General features: G+C 72.1%; 15 protein-coding genes. 14 read left to right on the top strand and 1 reads right to left on the bottom strand.

Annotation, left to right across the window (positions count from 1 at the left end; all coding sequences use genetic code 11):
- Window positions 1-2: 2 nt before the first annotated feature.
- From HMPREF1529_RS03630 to HMPREF1529_RS03565, 14 genes are all read left to right on the top strand, one after another.
- Window positions 3-974, top strand: coding sequence for an AAA family ATPase (locus HMPREF1529_RS03630; RefSeq protein ID WP_016463729.1), 972 nt, complete (start codon window positions 3-5; stop codon window positions 972-974).
- Window positions 974-2,368, top strand: coding sequence for a DUF58 domain-containing protein (locus HMPREF1529_RS03625; RefSeq protein ID WP_016463728.1), 1,395 nt, complete (start codon window positions 974-976; stop codon window positions 2,366-2,368). The genes HMPREF1529_RS03630 and HMPREF1529_RS03625 overlap by 1 nt, the downstream gene beginning before the upstream one ends.
- Window positions 2,365-4,791 (top strand): transglutaminase family protein, encoded by a 2,427-nt coding sequence (locus HMPREF1529_RS03620; RefSeq protein ID WP_016463727.1) that lies wholly within the window; start codon window positions 2,365-2,367, stop codon window positions 4,789-4,791. Before HMPREF1529_RS03625 ends, HMPREF1529_RS03620 begins: the two co-directional genes overlap by 4 nt.
- Complete coding sequence (locus HMPREF1529_RS03615; RefSeq protein ID WP_016463726.1) at window positions 4,784-5,959, top strand: RDD family protein; 1,176 nt, start codon at window positions 4,784-4,786, stop codon at window positions 5,957-5,959. Before HMPREF1529_RS03620 ends, HMPREF1529_RS03615 begins: the two co-directional genes overlap by 8 nt.
- Window positions 5,956-6,798 carry a PP2C family protein-serine/threonine phosphatase gene (locus HMPREF1529_RS03610; RefSeq protein WP_005054481.1) on the top strand — a complete coding sequence of 281 codons (843 nt, stop codon included), beginning with the start codon at window positions 5,956-5,958 and terminating at the stop codon, window positions 6,796-6,798. The genes HMPREF1529_RS03615 and HMPREF1529_RS03610 overlap by 4 nt, the downstream gene beginning before the upstream one ends.
- Before the next feature lie 11 nt (window positions 6,799-6,809).
- Entirely contained in the window at window positions 6,810-8,231 is a 1,422-nt protein-coding gene (locus HMPREF1529_RS03605; protein ID WP_232212045.1) for an FHA domain-containing protein, read from the top strand.
- On the top strand, window positions 8,228-9,886 hold the full coding sequence (locus tag HMPREF1529_RS03600) for a serine/threonine-protein kinase (protein WP_016463724.1): 1,659 nt from the start codon (window positions 8,228-8,230) through the stop codon (window positions 9,884-9,886). The genes HMPREF1529_RS03605 and HMPREF1529_RS03600 overlap by 4 nt, the downstream gene beginning before the upstream one ends.
- The gene (locus HMPREF1529_RS03595; protein WP_016463723.1) at window positions 9,883-10,680 is read left to right on the top strand and encodes a hypothetical protein; all 798 of its coding nucleotides are present in this window, start codon (window positions 9,883-9,885) and stop codon (window positions 10,678-10,680) included. The genes HMPREF1529_RS03600 and HMPREF1529_RS03595 overlap by 4 nt, the downstream gene beginning before the upstream one ends.
- Window positions 10,677-15,185, top strand: coding sequence for an FtsK/SpoIIIE domain-containing protein (locus HMPREF1529_RS03590; RefSeq protein ID WP_016463722.1), 4,509 nt, complete (start codon window positions 10,677-10,679; stop codon window positions 15,183-15,185). Before HMPREF1529_RS03595 ends, HMPREF1529_RS03590 begins: the two co-directional genes overlap by 4 nt.
- Window positions 15,186-15,312: 127 nt before the next feature.
- Window positions 15,313-15,609 carry a WXG100 family type VII secretion target gene (locus HMPREF1529_RS03585; protein ID WP_005054492.1) on the top strand — a complete coding sequence of 99 codons (297 nt, stop codon included), beginning with the start codon at window positions 15,313-15,315 and terminating at the stop codon, window positions 15,607-15,609.
- A 110-nt stretch (window positions 15,610-15,719) separates the two neighbouring features.
- On the top strand, window positions 15,720-16,040 hold the full coding sequence (locus tag HMPREF1529_RS03580; protein WP_036282976.1) for a hypothetical protein: 321 nt from the start codon (window positions 15,720-15,722) through the stop codon (window positions 16,038-16,040).
- Window positions 16,040-17,665, top strand: a complete 1,626-nt coding sequence (locus HMPREF1529_RS03575; RefSeq protein ID WP_016463720.1) for a hypothetical protein — start codon at window positions 16,040-16,042, stop codon at window positions 17,663-17,665. The genes HMPREF1529_RS03580 and HMPREF1529_RS03575 overlap by 1 nt, the downstream gene beginning before the upstream one ends.
- Complete coding sequence (locus HMPREF1529_RS03570; protein WP_232212044.1) at window positions 17,658-18,119, top strand: hypothetical protein; 462 nt, start codon at window positions 17,658-17,660, stop codon at window positions 18,117-18,119. The genes HMPREF1529_RS03575 and HMPREF1529_RS03570 overlap by 8 nt, the downstream gene beginning before the upstream one ends.
- Window positions 18,116-18,742 carry a hypothetical protein gene (locus HMPREF1529_RS03565; RefSeq protein ID WP_016463719.1) on the top strand — a complete coding sequence of 209 codons (627 nt, stop codon included), beginning with the start codon at window positions 18,116-18,118 and terminating at the stop codon, window positions 18,740-18,742. Before HMPREF1529_RS03570 ends, HMPREF1529_RS03565 begins: the two co-directional genes overlap by 4 nt.
- Window positions 18,743-18,745: 3 nt before the next feature.
- On the opposite strand, the gene HMPREF1529_RS03560 is transcribed toward HMPREF1529_RS03565, so the two are convergent.
- Entirely contained in the window at window positions 18,746-19,183 is a 438-nt protein-coding gene (locus tag HMPREF1529_RS03560) for a hypothetical protein (protein WP_005054504.1), read from the bottom strand.
- Window positions 19,184-19,203 lie beyond the last annotated feature (20 nt).

Raw genomic sequence — 19,203 nt, 5'->3', positions numbered from 1 at the left:
GAATGAGCATGACCCCCGAACAGGCGGCGTGGTTCCGCGATACCTTCGCGCGTCTCGTCGACAACGTCGATCAGGCGCTGCTGGGAAAGCGCGAGGTGGTGGGCCTCGTGCTCTCCGCGATGCTCGCCGAGGGACACGTGCTTCTCGAGGACGCCCCGGGCACCGGCAAGACGAGCCTCGCCAAGGCCATCGCCGCCTCCGTCCAGGGCACGAGCACCCGCATCCAGTTCACGCCCGACCTGCTGCCCTCCGACGTCACGGGTGTCACGATCTACGACCAGCAGAACCACCGGTTCGAGTTCCACCGGGGACCGGTGTTCTCCTCGATCGTGCTCGCCGACGAGATCAACCGCGCCTCGCCGAAGACGCAGTCGGCGCTGCTGGAGGTCATGGAGGAATCGCGCGTCACGGTGGACGGCGTCGCCCACGAGGTGGGCCGTCCGTTCCTCGTGATCGCGACGCAGAACCCCATCGAGCAATCGGGCACGTACAAGCTGCCCGAGGCGCAGCTCGACCGCTTCATGCTGAAGACCTCGATCGGCTACCCCACTCTCGCCGTCACCGAGCGGATCCTCGCGGGCGTGGTCGACCGCAACCCCTCGGCATCCCTCAGCGCCATCATCACCACGAGCGCGGTCGCCGACATGGCCGATCTTGCCGCCACCGTGCACGTCGACCCCGTGGTCGCGCGGTACGCAGCGCAGCTCGTCGAGCACACCCGCGCGTCCGACGCGACCCGGCTGGGTGTATCGGTGCGCGGAGCGATCTCGATGATGCGCGTCGCCAAGGTCTACGCGGCCTCGCAGGGTCGCCACTTCGTGGTGCCCGACGACGTGAAGACCCTCGCCGTGCCGGTATGGGCGCACCGCCTCGTGCTCGACCCCGAGGCGGAGTTCTCGGGCACGACCGCCGAGAGCATCGTCCAGCGGGCGGTCTCCGCCGTGGAGGCACCCCTCGCGCGGGCCGCCGGCTGATGTCGCCGGCACCGGACACTCTCACCCCGTCGCGCCGCGCGCGTCGACGGGGCGACGTCTCCGGCGCGCCCGCGGATGCCACCACGCCCGCCGCCCAGACCCCGCCGACGCCGGATGCCGGGGGTGATCCTGACGGCGGCGACGCGCCTCTCGTCGCCCCGCGTGAGGCGACCGCGGCCGAGCGTCGCCGGGAGCGCATCGAGGCGGTGCGCCGCCGCGTCGTCCGCGTGCTGCGGGCGATCGGCGACGTGGTGCAGCCGCTCGGGTGGGTGCTGATCGCGACCGCCGTGCTCGTGTGGTGGCTGGCCTTCGCCTACGGCTGGCGCGAGTTCCTCGTCATCGCCGCCGTGATCACGGTGACGCTGATCATCAGCCTCGGCTTCCTCTTCGGCCGCACGACGTACGAGATCGGGCTCGACCTCACGCGCACCCGCGTCGTCGTGGGCGAGCGCGCCGTCGGCGGGCTCATGCTCGCCAACCGCACGCCGCGGACGCTCCTTCCCTCGGAGGTCATCCTGCCCGTCGGCGCCGGTCGCGGGGTCTTCCAGGTGCCGCGCCTCGCTCCCGACGAGGAGCACGAAGAGGTCTTCGCGATTCCGACGACGACACGCGGCGTGCTCTCGGTCGGACCCGTCAGCGTCCGCCGCGGCGACCCGCTGGGCCTGTTCGAGCGCGCGCACGACCGCCGCCAGGCCGTCGACCTGTACGTCCACCCGCAGACCACGGTGCTGGACGGCCTGTCACTCGGGCACCTCCGCGACCTGGAAGGTCTGCCGGTGCAGCACCTCGCGCGCGACGACGTGTCCTTCCACGCGCTGCGGGAGTACCAGCCCGGCGACGACCTGCGCCACGTGCACTGGAAGTCGACGGCCCGGGTCGGTGAGGTGATGGTGCGCCAGTACGAGGAGACGCGCCGCTCGCACTTCGTGGTGGGCCTGTCCACGCTTCCCGACGAGTATCGCGAGGCGGCGGAGTTCGAGCTCGCCATCTCGGTCGCCGGCTCCATCGGTCTGCGCGCCCTGCGGGACTCGCGCGTTCTCGACGCCCGCACCCAGCAGGGGCCGCTGCGCTCGCTCAGCTCCCGTCGCTTCCTCGACGAGCTCTCGATGATCGGGCACGCGCGCGCCCGGCTCGGCGGTATCGTCGCGCTCGCCGGCGGCATCGCCGCCCATGCACCGGATGCCGCGGTCGTCGTGCTCGTCACCGGATCGCGCACCGACGCGGCCGAGCTCCGCCTCGCGTGCTCGCGATTGCCGCTCGGCGTGCGCGCGCTCGCGGTCGTCGCCGACACCCGGACGGATGCGCCGGCGCTTCAGCGCATCGGCGAGGCCGATGTCGTCACCGTCGGCGCGCTCGACCAGCTGCCCCGCGCCGTGCGGAAGGTGCTCTCGTGAGCGCGCGTCTGCGGCTGCCGCGTCGGCTCCCGCGCCCCGCCGCACGCGCGGAGACGACGCGCGAGCCGCGCGTTCTCGTTCTCGATCTGACCGCCGCCGCGCTGCTGCTCGCCGTGTCGATCATCGGGTTCGCCCCCACCTTCGACTCGCCGCAGTACCTCGTCGCCGCCATCGGCGGTCTCGCTCTCGGGCTGGCGCTCGCGTGGGCGGGGGCGCGGTGGCGCCTCGGCGTGCTGAGCCTGGCCGGCGCGACGATCGGCGCCTACGTCGTCTTCGGCGGTGCGCTCGCGCTGCCGCACACGACGCTGCTCGGCGTCATCCCGACGCTCGAGACCTTGCAGCAGCTCGCCCTCGGAACGATCACGTCGTGGAAGCAGCTGCTGACCACGGTGCCGCCGGTCGCGGCATCCGATGGTCATCTCGTGGTCCCCTTCATCCTGACCCTCGTCGGCGGAGTCCTCACCGGGTCGCTCGCGCTCCGGGCGCGCCACGGCGCCTGGGCTCTGCTGCCCGCGCTCGCGGTGCTGATCGCGACGATCCTGCTGGGTGTCGCGCAGCCTGCGGCCCCGCTCGTCCAGGGCATCGTCTTCGCCGTCGCCGGCACCGTCTGGCTCGCGCTGCGCCGCGCGTGGGACCATGACCGTGCCGCCGTGCGCGTCGAGTCGGCAGGTGCCTCGGATGCCGCGGCCGTGCACAGTTCGCGCACGCGCCGACTCGTGGCGGGGGGCATCGTGCTGGCGGTCGCCTCGGCGGCGGGAATCGCCACCGCCGCGGTCGCCACGCCGCCGCGGTACATCCTTCGCGACTTCATCGTTCCGCCGTTCGACATCACCGACTACCCGAGCCCGCTGCAGTCGTTCCGCGGCTACATGCGCGACGACGCCGACAAGACCCTGTTCACCGTGACGGGACTGCCCAAGGACGGCCGCGTGCGGCTGGCGACGATGGACACGTACGACGGCATCGTCTACAACGTGTCCGACGACGGAGCGGGCTCTTCCAGCGCGTTCACGCCGATCCGCTCGAACATGTCGCCCGGTGCGACCGGCACCGCGGCGACGCTGCGCATCGAGATCGGCGACCTGAGCGGAGTGTGGGTGCCCGATGTGGGCGCCGTCCGCGACTTCACGTTCGACGGCCCGAGGGCATCGGAGCTTGCCCGCACGACGCACTTCAACGACGCCACCGGCACCGCCGTCGCCCCCGCGGGGCTTGCGACGGGCGATGCGTACACGATCGACACCCTCATCCCCGATCTGCCGAGCGACACGGCGCTGGCCGACGTGCCGTTCGCGGTGCTGAAGATGCCGAAGCAGACGGGCATCCCGGAGAAGATCGCCGACATCGCCTCCAAGGCGACAGCCAGCGCGGACACCCCGATCGAGCGGGCGCGAGCCCTGGAGAGCTACCTGCACACGCAGGGGTTCTTCAGCCACGGCCTGGGCGACGGCATCGTCTCCCTGTCGGGCCACGGCGCCAACCGCATCACGTCGCTCTTCGGCGGCGACCAGATGGTCGGCGACGATGAGCAGTACGCCGTCGCGATGGCCCTCATGGCGACGCAGCTGGGCATGCCGGCGCGCGTCGTGATGGGGTGGCACGCCGACGAGAAGCACCCGCAGGACGGGCCGACGCTCACCGCCACCGGCGGCAATCTGCACGCGTGGGTGGAGATCGCCTTCCAGGGCTATGGCTGGGTTCCGTTCGATCCCACCCCCGATGAGGACAACAAGCCCAACGACCAGTCGACCAAGCCGAAGGCCAACCCGAAGCCGCAGGTGCTCCAGCCGCCGCCGCCCGCCCAGCAGCCGGCTGACCTGCCGCCCGCCATCGCGGAGAACCGCGACCAGGACGAGGAACAGGCCGCAGACCTCAGCTGGCTCGGACCGGTGCTCCTGTACGGCGGCCTCACGCTCGGCATCCTCCTGCTGCTGGCGGCGCCGTTCATCGTGATGGGCGTGATCAAGGGTGTGCGACGTGCGCGCCGGCGCAACGCGGAGCGCACCGCCGACCGCATCTCGGGCGGCTGGGACGAACTGGTCGATTCGGCCGTCGATCTGCGGGCCCCCGTGGCGATCGGGGCGACCCGTGCCGAGAGCGCCCTCGTCGTCGGCTCGACCTTCGACGAGCCGCGGGTCACGCAGCTCGCGACGCGCGCCGATGTGGATGTCTTCGGTCCGGGCGACCCCGCACCCGAGGATGTCGACGCCTTCTGGCGCGAGGTCGATGAGATCGTCGGCCAGATGCGTGGATCGACGACCGTGTGGCAGCGGCTGCGCGCGCGGCTGAGTGTGCGGTCACTGCGCCGCAGCGGCTGGTCGTGGCAAGCCGCCGGCCACGCGGTCGCGGGCACCGGCCGCGTCGTCGTCGCTCGTGTGCGCCGCGGCATCCGCCCTCGTGGAACGGAGTCCTCCGATGACTGATCTGGATCTCGTGCGGCGCCCGGCGCAGCTGGGCCGACGAGTCGGTGCCTATCTGATCGATGCGGCGATCGGGATGGTCGTCCTGCTGATCGCCGTGGGCGTCTTCGCCGGCATCTCCTTCGGCACCGGAGGGGCGCTGCCCCTGCCGCTGGCCGTGGGCCTGGCGTACCTGATCGGTCTCGGCTGGTTCGTCGTCTACACGCTGATGCAGGCCGGCGCGGGTTCGCTCGGCATGCGCGCGCTCGGTCTGCGGCTCGTGTGGGAGGGCGGGGCGGCCGATGCGTCCGCGCCGGCCGCGCGCCTCGGCTTCGGCCGCGCGCTCGGTCGCAACCTCGTGTGGGCGTTGGGCGGTGCGATCGTCGTCGGCTACTTCTCCCCTCTCTTCGACTCCTCGCCCTGGCACCGGGGATGGCACGACCGCGCCGCGGGGGCCGTCATGACCGACATCGCCGGCCGCTCGCCCGTGCCGTCGCCCGCCGCCGATTCGGGCGCGGATGCCGCGCCCACCTCGCCCGCGTCGGCTCTGGCGCCGACGGTGCTGCCGGCCGCCCCGATCCTGCCGGTGGGGCAGGCGCCCGAGATCGGCGGCTGGTCGCCGCCCGCGCCCGCGCCCGCCCGGACCACTCCGCTGGCCAGCGGCGTGATCTCCTTCGTTCCCGGAGTGAGCGACGCCGACCGACTGGATGAGCCCGCCCCCGCTCCCGCTCCGGGCGTGCCGACCGTGGAGGTGTCCGACGCGCCGCCGCCGGCATCCGTCGCACCGCACGCCGCCGCGGATCCCGTCCCGGGCCGCAGCGGGGTGATCGAGAGCGTCGATGAGACACGGATCTCCACCGGCGAACGTCCCTTCGCGCGCCTCGTGTGGGACGACGGAACGCGGCAGGCGCTCTACGGGCGCACGCTGTTCGGCCGCAATCCCGCCCCCGAGACGGGGGCGATGATCTCGCCCGTCCGCGACGAGACCCTGTCGCTGTCGAAGACGCACTTCGAACTGATCCCCGACGGTGATCGCGCCGTGTGGGTGGTCGACCGGCACTCCACCAACGGTGTCGCGGTGCGCCGCGGCGACGACCTGCTCCCGCTAGAGCCGGGGGAGCGCACCCGGGTCCGGGCGGGTGACGTGCTCGTGTTCGGCGACCGGCAGGTGAGCGTCGAGGTGACCTCGTGATCGACGCCACGCCGGCTGAGCCCCCGATCATCGTCCGCGTCGGCGCGGCGTCGCACACGGGTCTTCGCCGCCGCGTCAACGAAGACGCGTACCTCGCTCAAGCGCCCCTCTTCCTCGTCGCCGACGGGATGGGCGGGCATGACGCGGGAGACCGCGCCAGCGCTGCGGTCGTGGCCGAGTTCGCCCACCTGGTCGGCGGTCCGAGCCTCGCCATCGACCAGATGCGCGCGGCGCTTCGTCGTGCGCGCTCGCGCGTCGAGGCGATCGCCAGCGATGGACGTGCGGCGGGCACGACACTGGCAGGCGTCGTCGTCGCCGACGTCGGCGGGGTCGGATACTGGCTGACCGTCAACGTCGGCGATTCCCGCACGTACCGCTTCGCGCAGGGCGTGCTCGAGCAGATCAGCGTCGACCACTCGGTCGTGCAGGAGCTCCTCGATGCCGGCGTGCTGTCGGGGGCCGATGCCGCCACCGACAGTCGCCGCAACGAGATCACGCGGGCGATCGGGGCGGGAAGCGAAGGCCAGGCCGACTACTGGATGGTGCCGGCCGAGCCGGGCGATCGCATCCTGGTCTGCTCCGACGGCCTGTCCGGCGAGGTGCCGGCCGATCGGCTGCGCGACATCCTCGCCGAGGAGAGCGACCCCGACGCGGCGGCGACGCGACTGATCCATGAGGCGCTGCTGCACGGCGGGCGCGACAACGTCACCGCGGTGGTCGTGGATGCCGTCCACGTCGCCGGCTACGACGACGTGTACGACACGGCCCCCGCGGGGGCGCGCCAGGCGGAGGCGGACGGCGATACCCGACCGCGCGCGGGCACGAGAGGTGATGTGTGATGACGGATGCGATGACGAAGACGCGGATCGACTACCGGCCGGCGGCGACGGACGACGCGTGGTGGCTCGCGGTCGACGGCGATGCCGTCGTGCTGCTGTCTCCGGCGGTGTCGGCGGCCACGGCTGCCGGCGTGTGGCGCGGGCTGGGCACGGGGGGCATCGGCGCCGTCCTCGAGGCGCTCACGAGCGCGTTCGGCACGTCGCTCACAGCGATCCCGCCGTTCGCCCTCGCGATCGCCGAGGCCGGCGGCGTGCGTGTGGCCGTGCGCGGTGACGTCGAGGTCGTCGTCGAGGGCGAGCGCCCCGAGGCGGTGTCGGGCGCGGGCGTGGCGACGTGGACCGAACGCTTCGTGCCGGGGGCCGTGCGCGTGAGCGTCGCCCCTCACTCGTGCTCGCCGGCGCCGGCCGCGGACCTGCCGCTGCGGTCCGGGGTGGTGCGCACCGATCTCGTCGAGATCGACCTCGCCGCCGTGTCCGCGGCGTCCGCTTCTCCTGTTCCTCCTGCAGCTTCCGCCCCGGCCGTGGCCGTGGTCCCGGCCACAGGGCCGTCGGATACCGAGGATGCGTCGGATGCCGAGGAACAACCGGGCGTCGCCACCTCCTCGGCATCCGCCATCTCCTCGGCATCCGTCATCTCCTCGGCATCCGTCATAGATTCGGTGCCGCCGGGGCTGCTCGGCGGCGCTCCCGAACCGGAGCCCGTGCGGGAAGCCGGACCGGAGCCCGAGCCGGAAGGCGAACCGCAGCCCGCGCCGGCCGCGCCGGCTGCCGACACCTCGGCCGACACGCTGATCCCCGAGGCGACCGCCGCCGAGGAGGTCGCGACCCCCGTCGACGAGTACGACCTGCTCTGGGGCGAGACGGTCGCACGCCCGGTCTCGGCCGCTGCGATCGCCGCCGTCGACCCCGAGGCGGAGTCAGCGACCGAAGCGTCCCCCGCGGCGCCCGCCGCGAACAACGCGACCTCCGCCGCTGACCATGACGATCTCGGCGACCACGACGGGGCGACGATCGCCGTCGCCGAGATGCGGGCCCTTCGCGCCGAGCGACCCGCGTTCGACTCGACCGACAACGTGCCTGCGCGTCGGCCCGCTCGCGGACGCATCCGGTTGTCGACCGGCCGCGTCGTCGAGCTCGAGCGCCCCGTGATCATCGGTCGTCGTCCGAAGTCGATCCGCACCACGGGAGCGGACCTGCCGACGTTGGTCGCGGTCGACAGCCCCGATCAGGACATCTCCCGCAGTCACGTCGAGATCCGCGCCGAGGGGGAGCACGTGCTCGTCACCGACCTCGACACGACCAACGGCACCGTCCTGCTGCGCGGCGGGAACGAACCGGTGCGGCTGCACCCGAACGAGCCGACGATGGTCGTCACGGGTGACGTCCTCGATCTCGGCGACGGCGTGACCGTGACCTTCGAGGACCTCCCGTGAGCGCCGCCAAGCGTCCGCCGGCGCCGCCGCCCGCCCTGCCGGGGTTCACCTACGTCGACGTCCTCGGCTCGGGTGGGTTCGCCGACGTCTATCTGTACGAGCAGCAGCTTCCCCGCCGCCGCGTCGCGGTGAAGGTCATGCTGCCCGACCGCTTGGCGTCGGGGTCGGCCGAGCAGTTCACGGCCGAGGCGAACGTCATGGCGCTGCTGTCGACGCACCCGGCGATCGTGACGATCTATCAGGCCGGCGTCTCGGACGACGGTCGGCCCTACCTGGTCATGGAGTACTGCTCGCGGCCCAACCTGCAGGTGCGCTCCCGCACGGCGGCGTTCTCCGTCGCCGAGGCGCTGCGGGTCGGCGTGCAGGTCGCGGCCGCCGTCGAGACCGCGCATCGCGCCGGCATCCTGCATCGCGACATCAAACCGGCCAACATCCTCGTCACCGAGTACAACCGTCCCGCGCTCACCGATTTCGGCATCGCGACGACGGCGGAGTCGGAGGAGTCGTCGGGGGGCATGTCGATTCCGTGGTCACCGCCGGAGGCGTTCAGCGACGCCTCGGCATCCGGCGTCGCCACCGACGTCTACGCGCTCGGCGCGACGGTCTACACGCTGCTGGCGGGGCGCTCGCCGTTCGAGCAACCCGGCGGCCGCAACGGCGGCGCGGATCTGATCCAGCGCATCGAGTCGCAGCCGGTGCCTCCGCTCACGCGGGCCGATGCGCCGGCCTCGCTGCAACTGGTGCTCGAGCGCGCGATGGCCAAGCGTCCGGGCGACCGGTACGAATCCGCTCTCGCGTTCGCCCGTGCCCTGCAGCGCGTGCAGATCGAGCTCGCCCACTCGGTGACCCCGATCGACATCCTCGACGATGCCCCGCACGAGGATGCCGAGGACGACGCCGACGGCGAGCTCACGAGGGTGCGCGGCATCGTGAGCATCGAGCCGAACACGAACCCCGCCGCCGGCCCCACGCGCCGCCGTGACAGGGACAACCCGTGGGCGCCGGAGACGACGGGCACGCTGCCGGCGGCATCCACCTCCGCCCCTGCCGACACGGCCGAGCCGACGCTGCTGCGCGGACCCGTCTCGATCGCCCCGCAGGTCGACATCGACACCTCGTCGACCATCCGCCGCCCTGCCAAGGGTGCACCGCTGCCCGCGCACACGCTCGATCCCACGGACGCACGCACGGCGACCGCCCCGGAGACCGCTGCCGGTGCGGACGAGACGGCGACCCCCCGGTCCCGCCGCGGGCTGTGGATCGGTCTGGGCATCGCCGCGGCCGTCGTCGTCGTGGGAGCCGTCGCCGTCGGCGCGAGCCTGTTGACGACCGCCGTCGAGCCGCAGGCGTCTCCGACGCCGTCGACGACCGCGGTCGCGCAGGATCCGTTCGAGGGGGTCGTCCCGCCCGTGACGGCGCTGACCGGCCGGATCGAGGGCGGAGGCGCCGTCTTCACCTGGACGAACCCCGACCCGAAGGACGGCGACGCCTACCTCTGGTATCCGTACACGCTCTCCGGCAACGGCGACGTCCGCAAGGTGACCGAGACCACGGTGTCCCTCCCCGTGGATGCCGGTGGCACCACGTGCGTCGCGGTCACCCTCGTCCGCAAGGGCGGCTCGGCGAGCACCGAGACCCGGAAGTGCACCCCATGACCGATATCCACGACACGGTTCCGCCCCTCGACGATCCCTCGGCGGATGCCGCGAGCACCGACATCACGGTGGAGTTCGCGGGCGAGTACATCACGGTGCCGTCGGGCACGCGGTTCACGATCGGCCGCGAGGGCGACCTCGCGATCGACGACAACCGGTTCCTGCACCGCCATTTCCTCTCGATCGAGCAGTCGGCGGGGCTGTGGTGGCTCGTCAACATCGGCTCGCGCCTGGCGGCCACCGTCACCGACACCGAGGGGCGGGTGCAGGCCCAACTGGCCCCGGGCGCCCGCCTGCCGATCGTGTTCGGGGTGACCACGGTCGTCTTCAGTGCCGGCCCCACCACCTACGAGCTCTCCGTGCACACCGCGCAACCCGCCTTCCGCGAGACGGCGCCCGAGAGCGTCCTCGAGGGCGAGTCGACGATCGGCGCCGTTCCCCTGACGCCGAGCCAGAAGCTGTTGATCCTCGCTCTGGCCGAGCCGGTGCTGCGTCGCGAGGGCACCGGGATGAGCGAGCTGCCCAGCTCCGCCGCTGCCGCGCAACGTCTGGGCTGGAGCATCACGCGCTTCAACCGCAAGCTCGACAACGTCTGCGACAAGCTCGACCGCCAGGGCGTGCCGGGCCTGCGCGGCGGCGTGACCAGTTCGGCCACGAACCGTCGCGTGCGCCTCGTCGAGCACGCCGTCGCCTCGCGGCTGGTGGTGCGCGACGACCTCGCCATGCTCGACGACCCGGCCGCGTACGATCGCGACGCCGCCGATGATGCACCGCGCCGGAAGGAACTGGGATGAAGCTGCGCACCACGCTGGTCCGGCCCGGAGGCGAGCCCGAGGACCTCGTCATCAACGCCGACGCCGATGCGACCGTCGGCGACCTCGCCCGCACCATCGCCGAGCTCGATCCGCGCGGCGGCGGGGTGGCCGCGGCCGACGAGGTGACGCTCGAGGCGTTCGGCACGATCGCTCCCGGCCCGGGAGAGGTGCTGGATGCCGCGGCATCCGTCTCGCACATCCAGCTCGGTGCGGGCTCGGCCGTGCGCATCGTGCCGACCGGCTATCAGCCGCCGCAGAAGCTCGGCGAGGTCGAGATCGTGTCGGGTGCCGGCGCAGGCACGACGATCCCGCTGGAGCGGGGCGTCGTCATCATCGGCCGCGACGCGCAGTGCGACATCGTGCTGGATGACCCGCTCGTCTCCAAGCGGCACGCGCGCCTGGAGGTCGGGCAGGGTCGGGCGGAGCTCGTCGACCTGAACTCCGCCAACGGCATCCTCGTCGACGGGGCGCCGGTCACGTACCTAACGGCGGCCGACGGCGAGATCGACGCCGTCCTGGGCGACACGCGCCTGCGCATCACGGCGGCTCCCGCCGACACCACGGCGGCGCCCTCGACGTGGCGGCAGGTGCCGTTCGTGCGCTCGCCGCGGGTGGAGGCGCGCTACCTCGGGGAGGAGCTGCCCGGCACCGACCTGCCGGCGCCGCCGGCTCCGCAGATGTTCCCGTGGCTGGCGATGATCGCCCCGGTCATCATGGGGCTCGTTCTCTTCTTCGTCATGAAGCAGCCCTACGCGCTCGTGTTCGTCGCGGCATCTCCGCTTCTCATGCTCGGCACCTGGCTGACGACGCGGCTGCAGGGGCGCGCGCAGCTGCAGCGCGACAAAGACCGCTTCGAGCAGCAGCTCACCCGCCTGTCCACCCGGCTCGGGCAGGAGCGCGAGACCGAGCGCCGCGTCCGCCGCGGCGAGGTCCCCGAACTCGATCCCATCTGCGCCGATGCGCTCGCCGCCGGGCCTCTGGTGTGGACGCGCCGCCCCGAGCACTGGTCGTTCCTGCACGTGCGTCTCGGCGACGGCACCGCCCCGAGCCGCAACACCGTGGCCGAGTCGACGAAGCGCGACGCGGCGATCCCGTCGTACGTCGACCGCCTCGACGAGGTCGTGGACGCCTTCCGCGAGGTCGACGACGTGCCGATCCTCGAATCGCTCGCCGAGGCCGGCGCCATCGGCATCGCCGGCTCGACGGCGCGCGTCGGCGACACGGCGCGGGCGCTGCTGGCCCAGACGGCGGGGCTGCACGCGCCCTCGGACGTCCACATCGTCGCCTTCGTCGGCCCCGCCACCCGTGCGGCACTCGCCGACCTCAAGTGGCTGCCCCACACCTGGGCCGCCGAGGACGCCCTCGGCACGGCACCCATCGCCGACAACGCGGCGACCGCCTCGCGGCTGCTGGCCGAGCTGGAGGAGCTGGTCGACACTCGCACGAAGCAGTTGCGACGCCTGCGGGCCCTCAAGGCGACGGATGCCGCGACCGCCGCCGGCGCCGAGGTGGGCGAGTCGCGGGGTCGCGAGGAAGAGATGCCGCTTCCGGCATACGTCGTGATCATCACCCCGGACGCCCCCGTCGACCGGGGTCGGCTCATCCAGCTGAGCGAGCGTGCCGCCGGCAGCGGTGTCATCCCGGTGTGGGCCACGTCCCGCGTGTCCGATCTGCCCGCCGCGTGCCGCACGTGGGTCGAGCTCCCCGCCGACGGCGAGGCGAGCGCCAACTTCGTGCGCCTCGGCACCGTCATCTCACCGCTGCGCGTCGAAGCGCTGGATGCCGCGCGCTTCGGCGTCGTGGCGCGGGCGCTGGCCCGCATCACCGACATCGGCGACGTCGCGGAAGACGCCGGCGACGTGCCCCGCACCATCCCGCTGCTGCAGCTGCTGGGATCGGACATGGCCACCAGCGCCGACGCCGTCATCGACCGGTGGACGCAGAACGCGTCGATCCGGGCCACGCGCTCGGGCGCCGGCTACCAGCCCAAGCTGCGCGCCCTCGTCGGTCAGGGGGCCCAGGGCGCTCTGCACCTCGACCTGCGCCAGCAGGGTCCGCACGCCCTCGTCGGCGGCACGACCGGCTCGGGAAAGAGCGAGTTCCTGCAGGCGTGGGTGCTCGGCATGGCCGCCGAATACAGCCCCGAGCGCGTCACGTTCCTCTTCGTCGACTACAAGGGCGGCTCGGCCTTCGCCGACTGCGTCAGCCTGCCGCACTGCGTGGGTCTCGTGACCGACCTCAGCCCGCATCTCGTCCGCCGGGCGCTGACGAGCCTGCGGGCCGAGCTGCACCACCGCGAGCACCTCTTCAACCGCAAGAAGGCGAAGGACCTCCTCGAGCTCGAGAAAGCCGCCGATCCCGACGCGCCGCCGGCCCTGGTCCTCGTCATCGACGAGTTCGCCGCCCTCGCCAAGGAGGTGCCCGAGTTCGTCGACGGCGTCGTCGACATCGCCCAGCGCGGGCGCTCGCTCGGCATCCACCTCATCATGGCGACGCAGCGCCCCGCCGGTGTGATCAAGGACAACCTGCGCGCCAACACCAACCTCCGCGTCGCACTGCGGATGGCCGACGAGACCGACTCCGACGACGTCATCGGATCGAAGGAGGCCGCCCTGTTCGATCCCGGCATCCCCGGTCGCGGCATCGCCAAGACCGGTCCCGGTCGCATGAACCTCTTCCAGTCGGCCTACTCGGGAGGCTGGAGCCTGCGGGCCGAAGCCGAGCCCGCCGTCGAGGTGCGCCCGTTCCTGCTCGGCGACGCGCCGGCGTGGGAGAAGCCCGCCGTCGAGGCGCCCGCCGAGACCGAAGACCTCGGCCCCAACGATCAGCAGCTGCTCGTGGCGCGTTTCGGCGACGCCGCGCAGCTGGCCCGCATCGCGCCGCCCCGCCGGCCGTGGCTCGACGAGCTGGCCGCTACGTTCGACCAGACCAAGCTGCACCAGCGCACCGACGCGCGGCTGGTGCTCGGCGTCGTGGACGTGCCCGAGCGCCAGGACCAGGTGCCGTTCTTCTTCGAACCCGACACCGAGGGCCACCTCGCGATCTTCGGCACCGGCGGCTCGGGAAAGTCCGTGACCCTGCGCACGCTCGCCGTGTCGGCCGGGATCACCCCGCGCGGCGGTCCCGTCCACGTCTACGGGCTGGATGCCGCGACCGGGGGCCTGCGCATGCTCGAGTCGCTGCCGCACGTGGGCGCCGTCATCTCCGGCGACGACACGGAGCGCATCGATCGCCTCTTCGCGATGCTCCGCAGCGAGCTCGACCGTCGCGGCGACGCGTACGCGGCGGCGGGGGCGTCGACCCTCACCGAGTACCGCGCCCTCGCCGGCCGCCCTGACGAGCCGCGCATCCTGCTGCTCGTCGACGGCTTCCCCGCGTTCCGCGCGGCGTTCGAAGGCGTGCCCGGGCGTGCCGAGGCCTACCGCGCGTTCCAGCAGGTGCTCACCGACGGTCGCGGACTCGGCATCCACGTGGCCCTCACCGCCGACCGGGGCCAGAGCGTGCCCACCTCTTTGCAGGCGATGATCCAGCGCCGGATCGTGCTGCGGATGGCCGACGAAGACGGCTATGCCCTGCTCGGGATGCCGCGTGACATCCTCGGCGCGGATGCGGCGCCCGGTCGGGCCATCGTCGACGACCACGAGGCGCAGATCGCCGTGATCGGCGGCACGTCGAGCACGAAGGACCAGTCGCTCGCGATCGATCGGATGGCCGAGGCGATGATCCGGCGCGGCACCGTCCCCGCGCCCGCGATCCGGGCGCTGCCCACCGAGTACACGGTCGACGAGCTGCCGCCCACGACGCCGACCGGGGTGGCCATCGGTCTGTCCGACCTCGACCTCGGTCCGTTCGGGATCGAGCCGCGGGGCACGTTCATCGTCGCCGGCTCGCCCGGGGCGGGCCGTTCGACCGCCGCCGCCGCCATCGCTCGTCAGACGCTGCGTGCGCGACCGGACACCCCCGCGTTCTACATCGGCGACCGGCGATCGCCGGTGCAGGATGCCGTCGCGTGGACGGCCACGGCAGAGGCGCCGTCGGCGGCCATGGCGGTGCTCGGCGCCGTCGACGAGGCCGCCGACCGCGCCGCCGCGGGCGGACCGGTGCCACTCGTCGTGCTCGAGGGCGTCGGTGAGTTCGCCACCTCGATCGTGGAGATGAACCTCTCGACGCTCGTCAAGCGGGCCGGTCGCGGCGAGGTGTTCTTCGTGGTCGTCGGCGAGATGAGCGAGTGGACGACGAACTTCGGCCTGCTCGGCGAGATCAAAGCTGCGCGGCGCGGCGTCGTGCTCCAGCCGGAGACGATCGACGGCGAGGTCGTCCTCAAGACGCCGTTCCCACGCCTCGTGCGCGGCGAGCTGCCGGTGGGACGAGGGATCCTCGCCCATCGCGGCAAGACCGTGCGCATCCAGTTCCCGCTGCTGTCGGCGAACGGTGTCGCGGACACGGGCGCCGGAGCCCTCGCCGCGGACGGAGCACAGACGTGAGTGCGGCGCCGCCGGTGGCCGTGCTCCCATGGGGAGTTCTCCCCATGGTCACCGGCCGCGACGCCGCCTATCTTCGAAACAACAAGACCTCCCGGCACACCGGCCGGGCCAGATGAAAGGGGCCCTCATGGCCAATCTGAATGTCACCTACGACCAGATGAACTCGGCCGCCTCGCGCCTGCGTGACGGACAGAACGAGCTCGAGGCGAACCTGCAGCGCCTGCGTCAGCTCGTCGCTCAGCTCGTCCAGGACGGCTTCACCACGAGCCGCGCCTCGGGCGCTTTCGACGCCTCGTACACCGAGTTCACCACCGGTGCGACCAAGACGGTGCAGGGCATCGAGGGCATGGCCTCCTTCCTCGAGAAGGCCGCCCAGGCCCTGCAGTCCACCGACGAGCAGCTCGCCAGCCAGCTCGGCCAGTGATGTCGACCTGCGGGGCGCTCGCGCGCCCCGCAGGTTCACGAGGCCTTCCACCCGCTTCCGGCACCCGGACACCGCGGGTGGCGGGCCTCGCGAACCTCGGGGAGAAGAAGATGACTGACCTTCAGCTCGAATTCGACGCGTTGCGCACGGCGCGCACCCGCGTCGACGACGCGCTGTCGACCTTCGAGTCGGCCGGCACCGTCGGCGGAGACCTCGCCGGACTCACCGGTGAGGACCGGTTGGCCGGAAAGGTCCGCGACTTCGCGGACAACTGGGACTACAACCGCGGCAAGCTCGTCGAGAAGCTCCAGTTCCTGCGCGACGGACTCGATGCGATCGTCGACAGCATGACCGAGGTCGATGCCGAACTGGCACGTCAGGCCCAGGAGGCCGCGCCCGAGACGCAGAACGACGGAGAGGGGGAGGGCTGATGAGCGCCATCTCCGTCGAATTCGAGGACATCCTCCTCGGCAAGCCCGATCAGCTCGACCCGCGCGCCGCCGACCTCGTGACGGCCGCCGCCGCGATCGAGAAGGCTACCGCGTCCCTGCGCGGACTCATCGAGGGGCAGACCTCGCGATCCACCGAGGCCCTCGCCGAGACGGCATCCGAGGTCGCCCGCTCCCTCAGCCGGGCGCGCACCCGCTACCGCAACACGGGTCAGGCGTTGCAGACGTACGCGGCCGACCTGCGCCCCATCCAGCAGGATGCGAGAGCCGCGATCGCCACCGCGGAGTACTACGAGCAGAAGTCCGCGACGATCCCGAACGACATCTCCCGCCGCGAAGGCGACCTGCTGCGTGCCGAGGCCGTCGAGGCCCCGCAACCCCAGATCGACGAGATCGAAGCCGACGTGCGCCGGATGCGGCAGGCGCAGTCGAACGCGGCCTCGCAGGTACAGGACGCCCGGCAGCAGCTGTACCGGGCGCGCGAGCGCCTGCGCGCCATCGCCGACGCCGCCATCAGCCAGATCGAGACCGCCATCGAGGGCGACAGCGATTCGGCGTACGACAACTGGAACCAGTTCTGGGACGGCGCCGCCGGGTGGATCGGCGAGTGGGCGGCGAACGTGCTCAAGGGCATCCTCGAAGTCCTCGGGGAGTTGCTCGCGATCCTCGTCGCCATCGTCGTCATCATCATCGTCATCATCATCGTGATCGCGGTGCTCTCGGCGATCGCTGCCATCATCGGGTGGGTGGCCCTCGGCATCCTCGCCGCCCTCCTCGTCGGCGCCATGCTGCTCACCTTCCTCATCCGCGATGGCCTCGGCACGCCGATTCGCCGCAGCCCCCCGCCCGGCGAGAAGCTGAAGCCGAAGAAGAAGTACCCCTCCGATGCGGACGACGCCACCACGGCCGACCAGTACACGTCCCAGGACTACGGCGACCTCTTCGAGGAGGTCGGCCGTCAGGATGTCGTCGGTGGTGAGCAGCGCACGGTCATCCGCGTCGTCGCCATCACGGATGCCGCGGGCAACGTCATCGGCTACCGCGTGCAGCTGCCGAGTACCCAGAACTGGTCGCCGATGAACGGCGACGGCGCTCTCAACGACCTCTCCGCAGACGCCATGCTCGCCTTGTTCCCCGGCCTGGAGACGCAGTACAAGAAGGCCGTGTGGGACGCACTCGAGTCGTCGGGCGCGCTCGCCAGCGACGCGCCGATCATGCTCACCGGGTGGAGCCTGGGCGGCATGATGGCGGGCGACCTGGCCACCGATCCGCGCCTGTCCGGCCGGGTGCAGTCGGTCGTGACGGCCGGCTCTGCCATCGACAAGCACGCCGGCGAGATCGACCCGTCGGTGCGGGTGACGCAGGTCAACAACCGTTGGGACCCCGTGCATACGCTGGAGTTCGTCGGCTACGGACCCAACGACGTGCCGGGGCCGAACTGGCAGACCTACCACCCCGTCGACATCCGCATCCACGAGGCGAACATGTACGGTGAGCTGGCCGACGACCTGGTTCCAGCGGTGCGGCCGGGCGACGAGATCTTCTTCGCCGACGATCTCAAGAACACGCACGAAGAGGTTTATGAGATGGTCTACAGCCGTGGCTGAGCTGCGCCGCGCCGGAGTCGGGGCGACCATCGCCCTGGCCATGATCTTGACACTGACGGGATGTAGCGGGATGAACGAGAACGCGGTCTCCGAGCGGCTGACGCAGGCGTCGGGCCTCAACGGCGCGATGGTCGAGGTGCAGCATCCCGGTGCCCCCTGGGTCAACAAGATCGTCATCCGACTGTTCGTCCGCGACGCCTCGGCCGCTGCGGTCGCCGACGACGTGCGTGCCGTCGCCGCGTTCGCCGTCGATGATCGCGACCTGGGCGGTCAGCCCCTCACGCTCCTCGCAGTGCAGGGTTCGCCGGGCGACTTCTCCGATCCCCTGACGGCGACCATCACCGACAGCGCCTACGTCATGGGCAGCGTCTCCGAGATCCTCGGGGCGGGCAAAGGCGTCGAGAACATCCTCGACCTCAGCGCCGCGGACGTCAGCCGCATCGCGCAGCGGTGAGCGTCGACACGACGCCGCAGCTGCGCTTCCGGCTGCCCGGCGAGTGGATCGCGGTCGACCCGCGCGACGAGCAGGCGGCGCGCGAGCACAGTGCGGCGATCGCCCGCGAGCTGGTGGGAGCCGCCGACGACGCGGTGCTCACCCGCCGCCGCGTGCAGCGCGGTTTCGACGAGGCGGCCGCTGCGGCGCGGGAGGCCTCGGCCCACCTGTTGCTGATGTGCCGCGAGATCGCGCCGGGCATCCCCACGCCCGTGGCGATCACTGTGCACACGCCGATCACGATCACGCCGTCGGTGGGCACCGCGGCCGAGGCCGTGATGCGCGCGTTCGAGCTGAGCCTTCCGCACACCGGCGAGCCCGATCTGCAGACGGCGACTCGAGTGGATGCCGCAGGCTCCGCCGTGCTGCGTCTGCACGCCGTGAGCACCCAGCTCATCGAGGAAGACGGCGCCTCCGCCGAGCAGAAGCGCCTCGTCGCCCGCTACTGGTATACCGTGCCCGGCCACAAGCAGGTCGCGCTCGTGCAGATGTCGACGCCGCTGGGCGACATCCCGCACGCCATGCTGGGCTTCTTCGACGCGATCGTCGCCGGCTCGTCGTGGAGTGCGGCCGACGCGGCCTGACGCTCAACTGCGGGAGTGGCCCAACACCTTCACGATGATGCCGCGGCGGCGCAGCTCGGCGATGGCGTGCGTCTCCTCGTCGACCGTGCGTCCGAGCGCATGCTTGTCGGCGACGACGACGACGTCACCCGACACGAGGCGGCCGAACAGGCGGTTGAGGCGTTCGGCCCAGCTCTCTCCCGTCTCGGGGGCGGGGTGGCGGAACCCTTCGATCGGCACCCCGAAGCCCGCGAGGGCGTCGCGCTGCGCGATCACCGACGGCAGATCGTCGCGCGCGACGACGAGTCCCACGAGGCGTGAGCCGGCGGGACGAGCAGCCCACCAGTCCGTGCCGGACACCACGACCGGCACGGCCGACGTCACGGCGGGCAGGGCGACCGACTCGGCGTAGTCGGCGGGGGCGCGCTGGTCGTCCGGCTGATCGGTGCTCACGGCATCCATTGTGTCCTACCGCGCCGACA

Origin of the sequence: Microbacterium sp. oral taxon 186 str. F0373 (genome assembly GCF_000411455.1) — a bacterium.
Classification (GTDB): domain Bacteria; phylum Actinomycetota; class Actinomycetes; order Actinomycetales; family Microbacteriaceae; genus Microbacterium.
The sequence above is the reverse complement of the archived record's forward strand: the minus strand, read 5'-3'. Positions and strand labels throughout refer to the sequence as shown.

What these genes read in the sequence shown, in the direction of transcription:
- HMPREF1529_RS03575 (WP_016463720.1), top strand. Translation starts at nt 16,040, where the DNA reads ATGAGCGCCATCTCCGTCGAATTCGAGGACATCCTCCTCGGCAAGCCC.
- HMPREF1529_RS03580 (WP_036282976.1), top strand. Translation starts at nt 15,720, where the DNA reads ATGACTGACCTTCAGCTCGAATTCGACGCGTTGCGCACGGCGCGCACC.
- HMPREF1529_RS03630 (WP_016463729.1), top strand. Translation starts at nt 3, where the DNA reads ATGAGCATGACCCCCGAACAGGCGGCGTGGTTCCGCGATACCTTCGCG.
- HMPREF1529_RS03625 (WP_016463728.1), top strand. Translation starts at nt 974, where the DNA reads ATGTCGCCGGCACCGGACACTCTCACCCCGTCGCGCCGCGCGCGTCGA.
- HMPREF1529_RS03560 (WP_005054504.1), bottom strand. Translation starts at nt 19,183, where the DNA reads ATGGATGCCGTGAGCACCGATCAGCCGGACGACCAGCGCGCCCCCGCC.
- HMPREF1529_RS03590 (WP_016463722.1), top strand. Translation starts at nt 10,677, where the DNA reads ATGAAGCTGCGCACCACGCTGGTCCGGCCCGGAGGCGAGCCCGAGGAC.
- HMPREF1529_RS03585 (WP_005054492.1), top strand. Translation starts at nt 15,313, where the DNA reads ATGGCCAATCTGAATGTCACCTACGACCAGATGAACTCGGCCGCCTCG.
- HMPREF1529_RS03615 (WP_016463726.1), top strand. Translation starts at nt 4,784, where the DNA reads ATGACTGATCTGGATCTCGTGCGGCGCCCGGCGCAGCTGGGCCGACGA.
- HMPREF1529_RS03595 (WP_016463723.1), top strand. Translation starts at nt 9,883, where the DNA reads ATGACCGATATCCACGACACGGTTCCGCCCCTCGACGATCCCTCGGCG.
- HMPREF1529_RS03605 (WP_232212045.1), top strand. Translation starts at nt 6,810, where the DNA reads ATGACGAAGACGCGGATCGACTACCGGCCGGCGGCGACGGACGACGCG.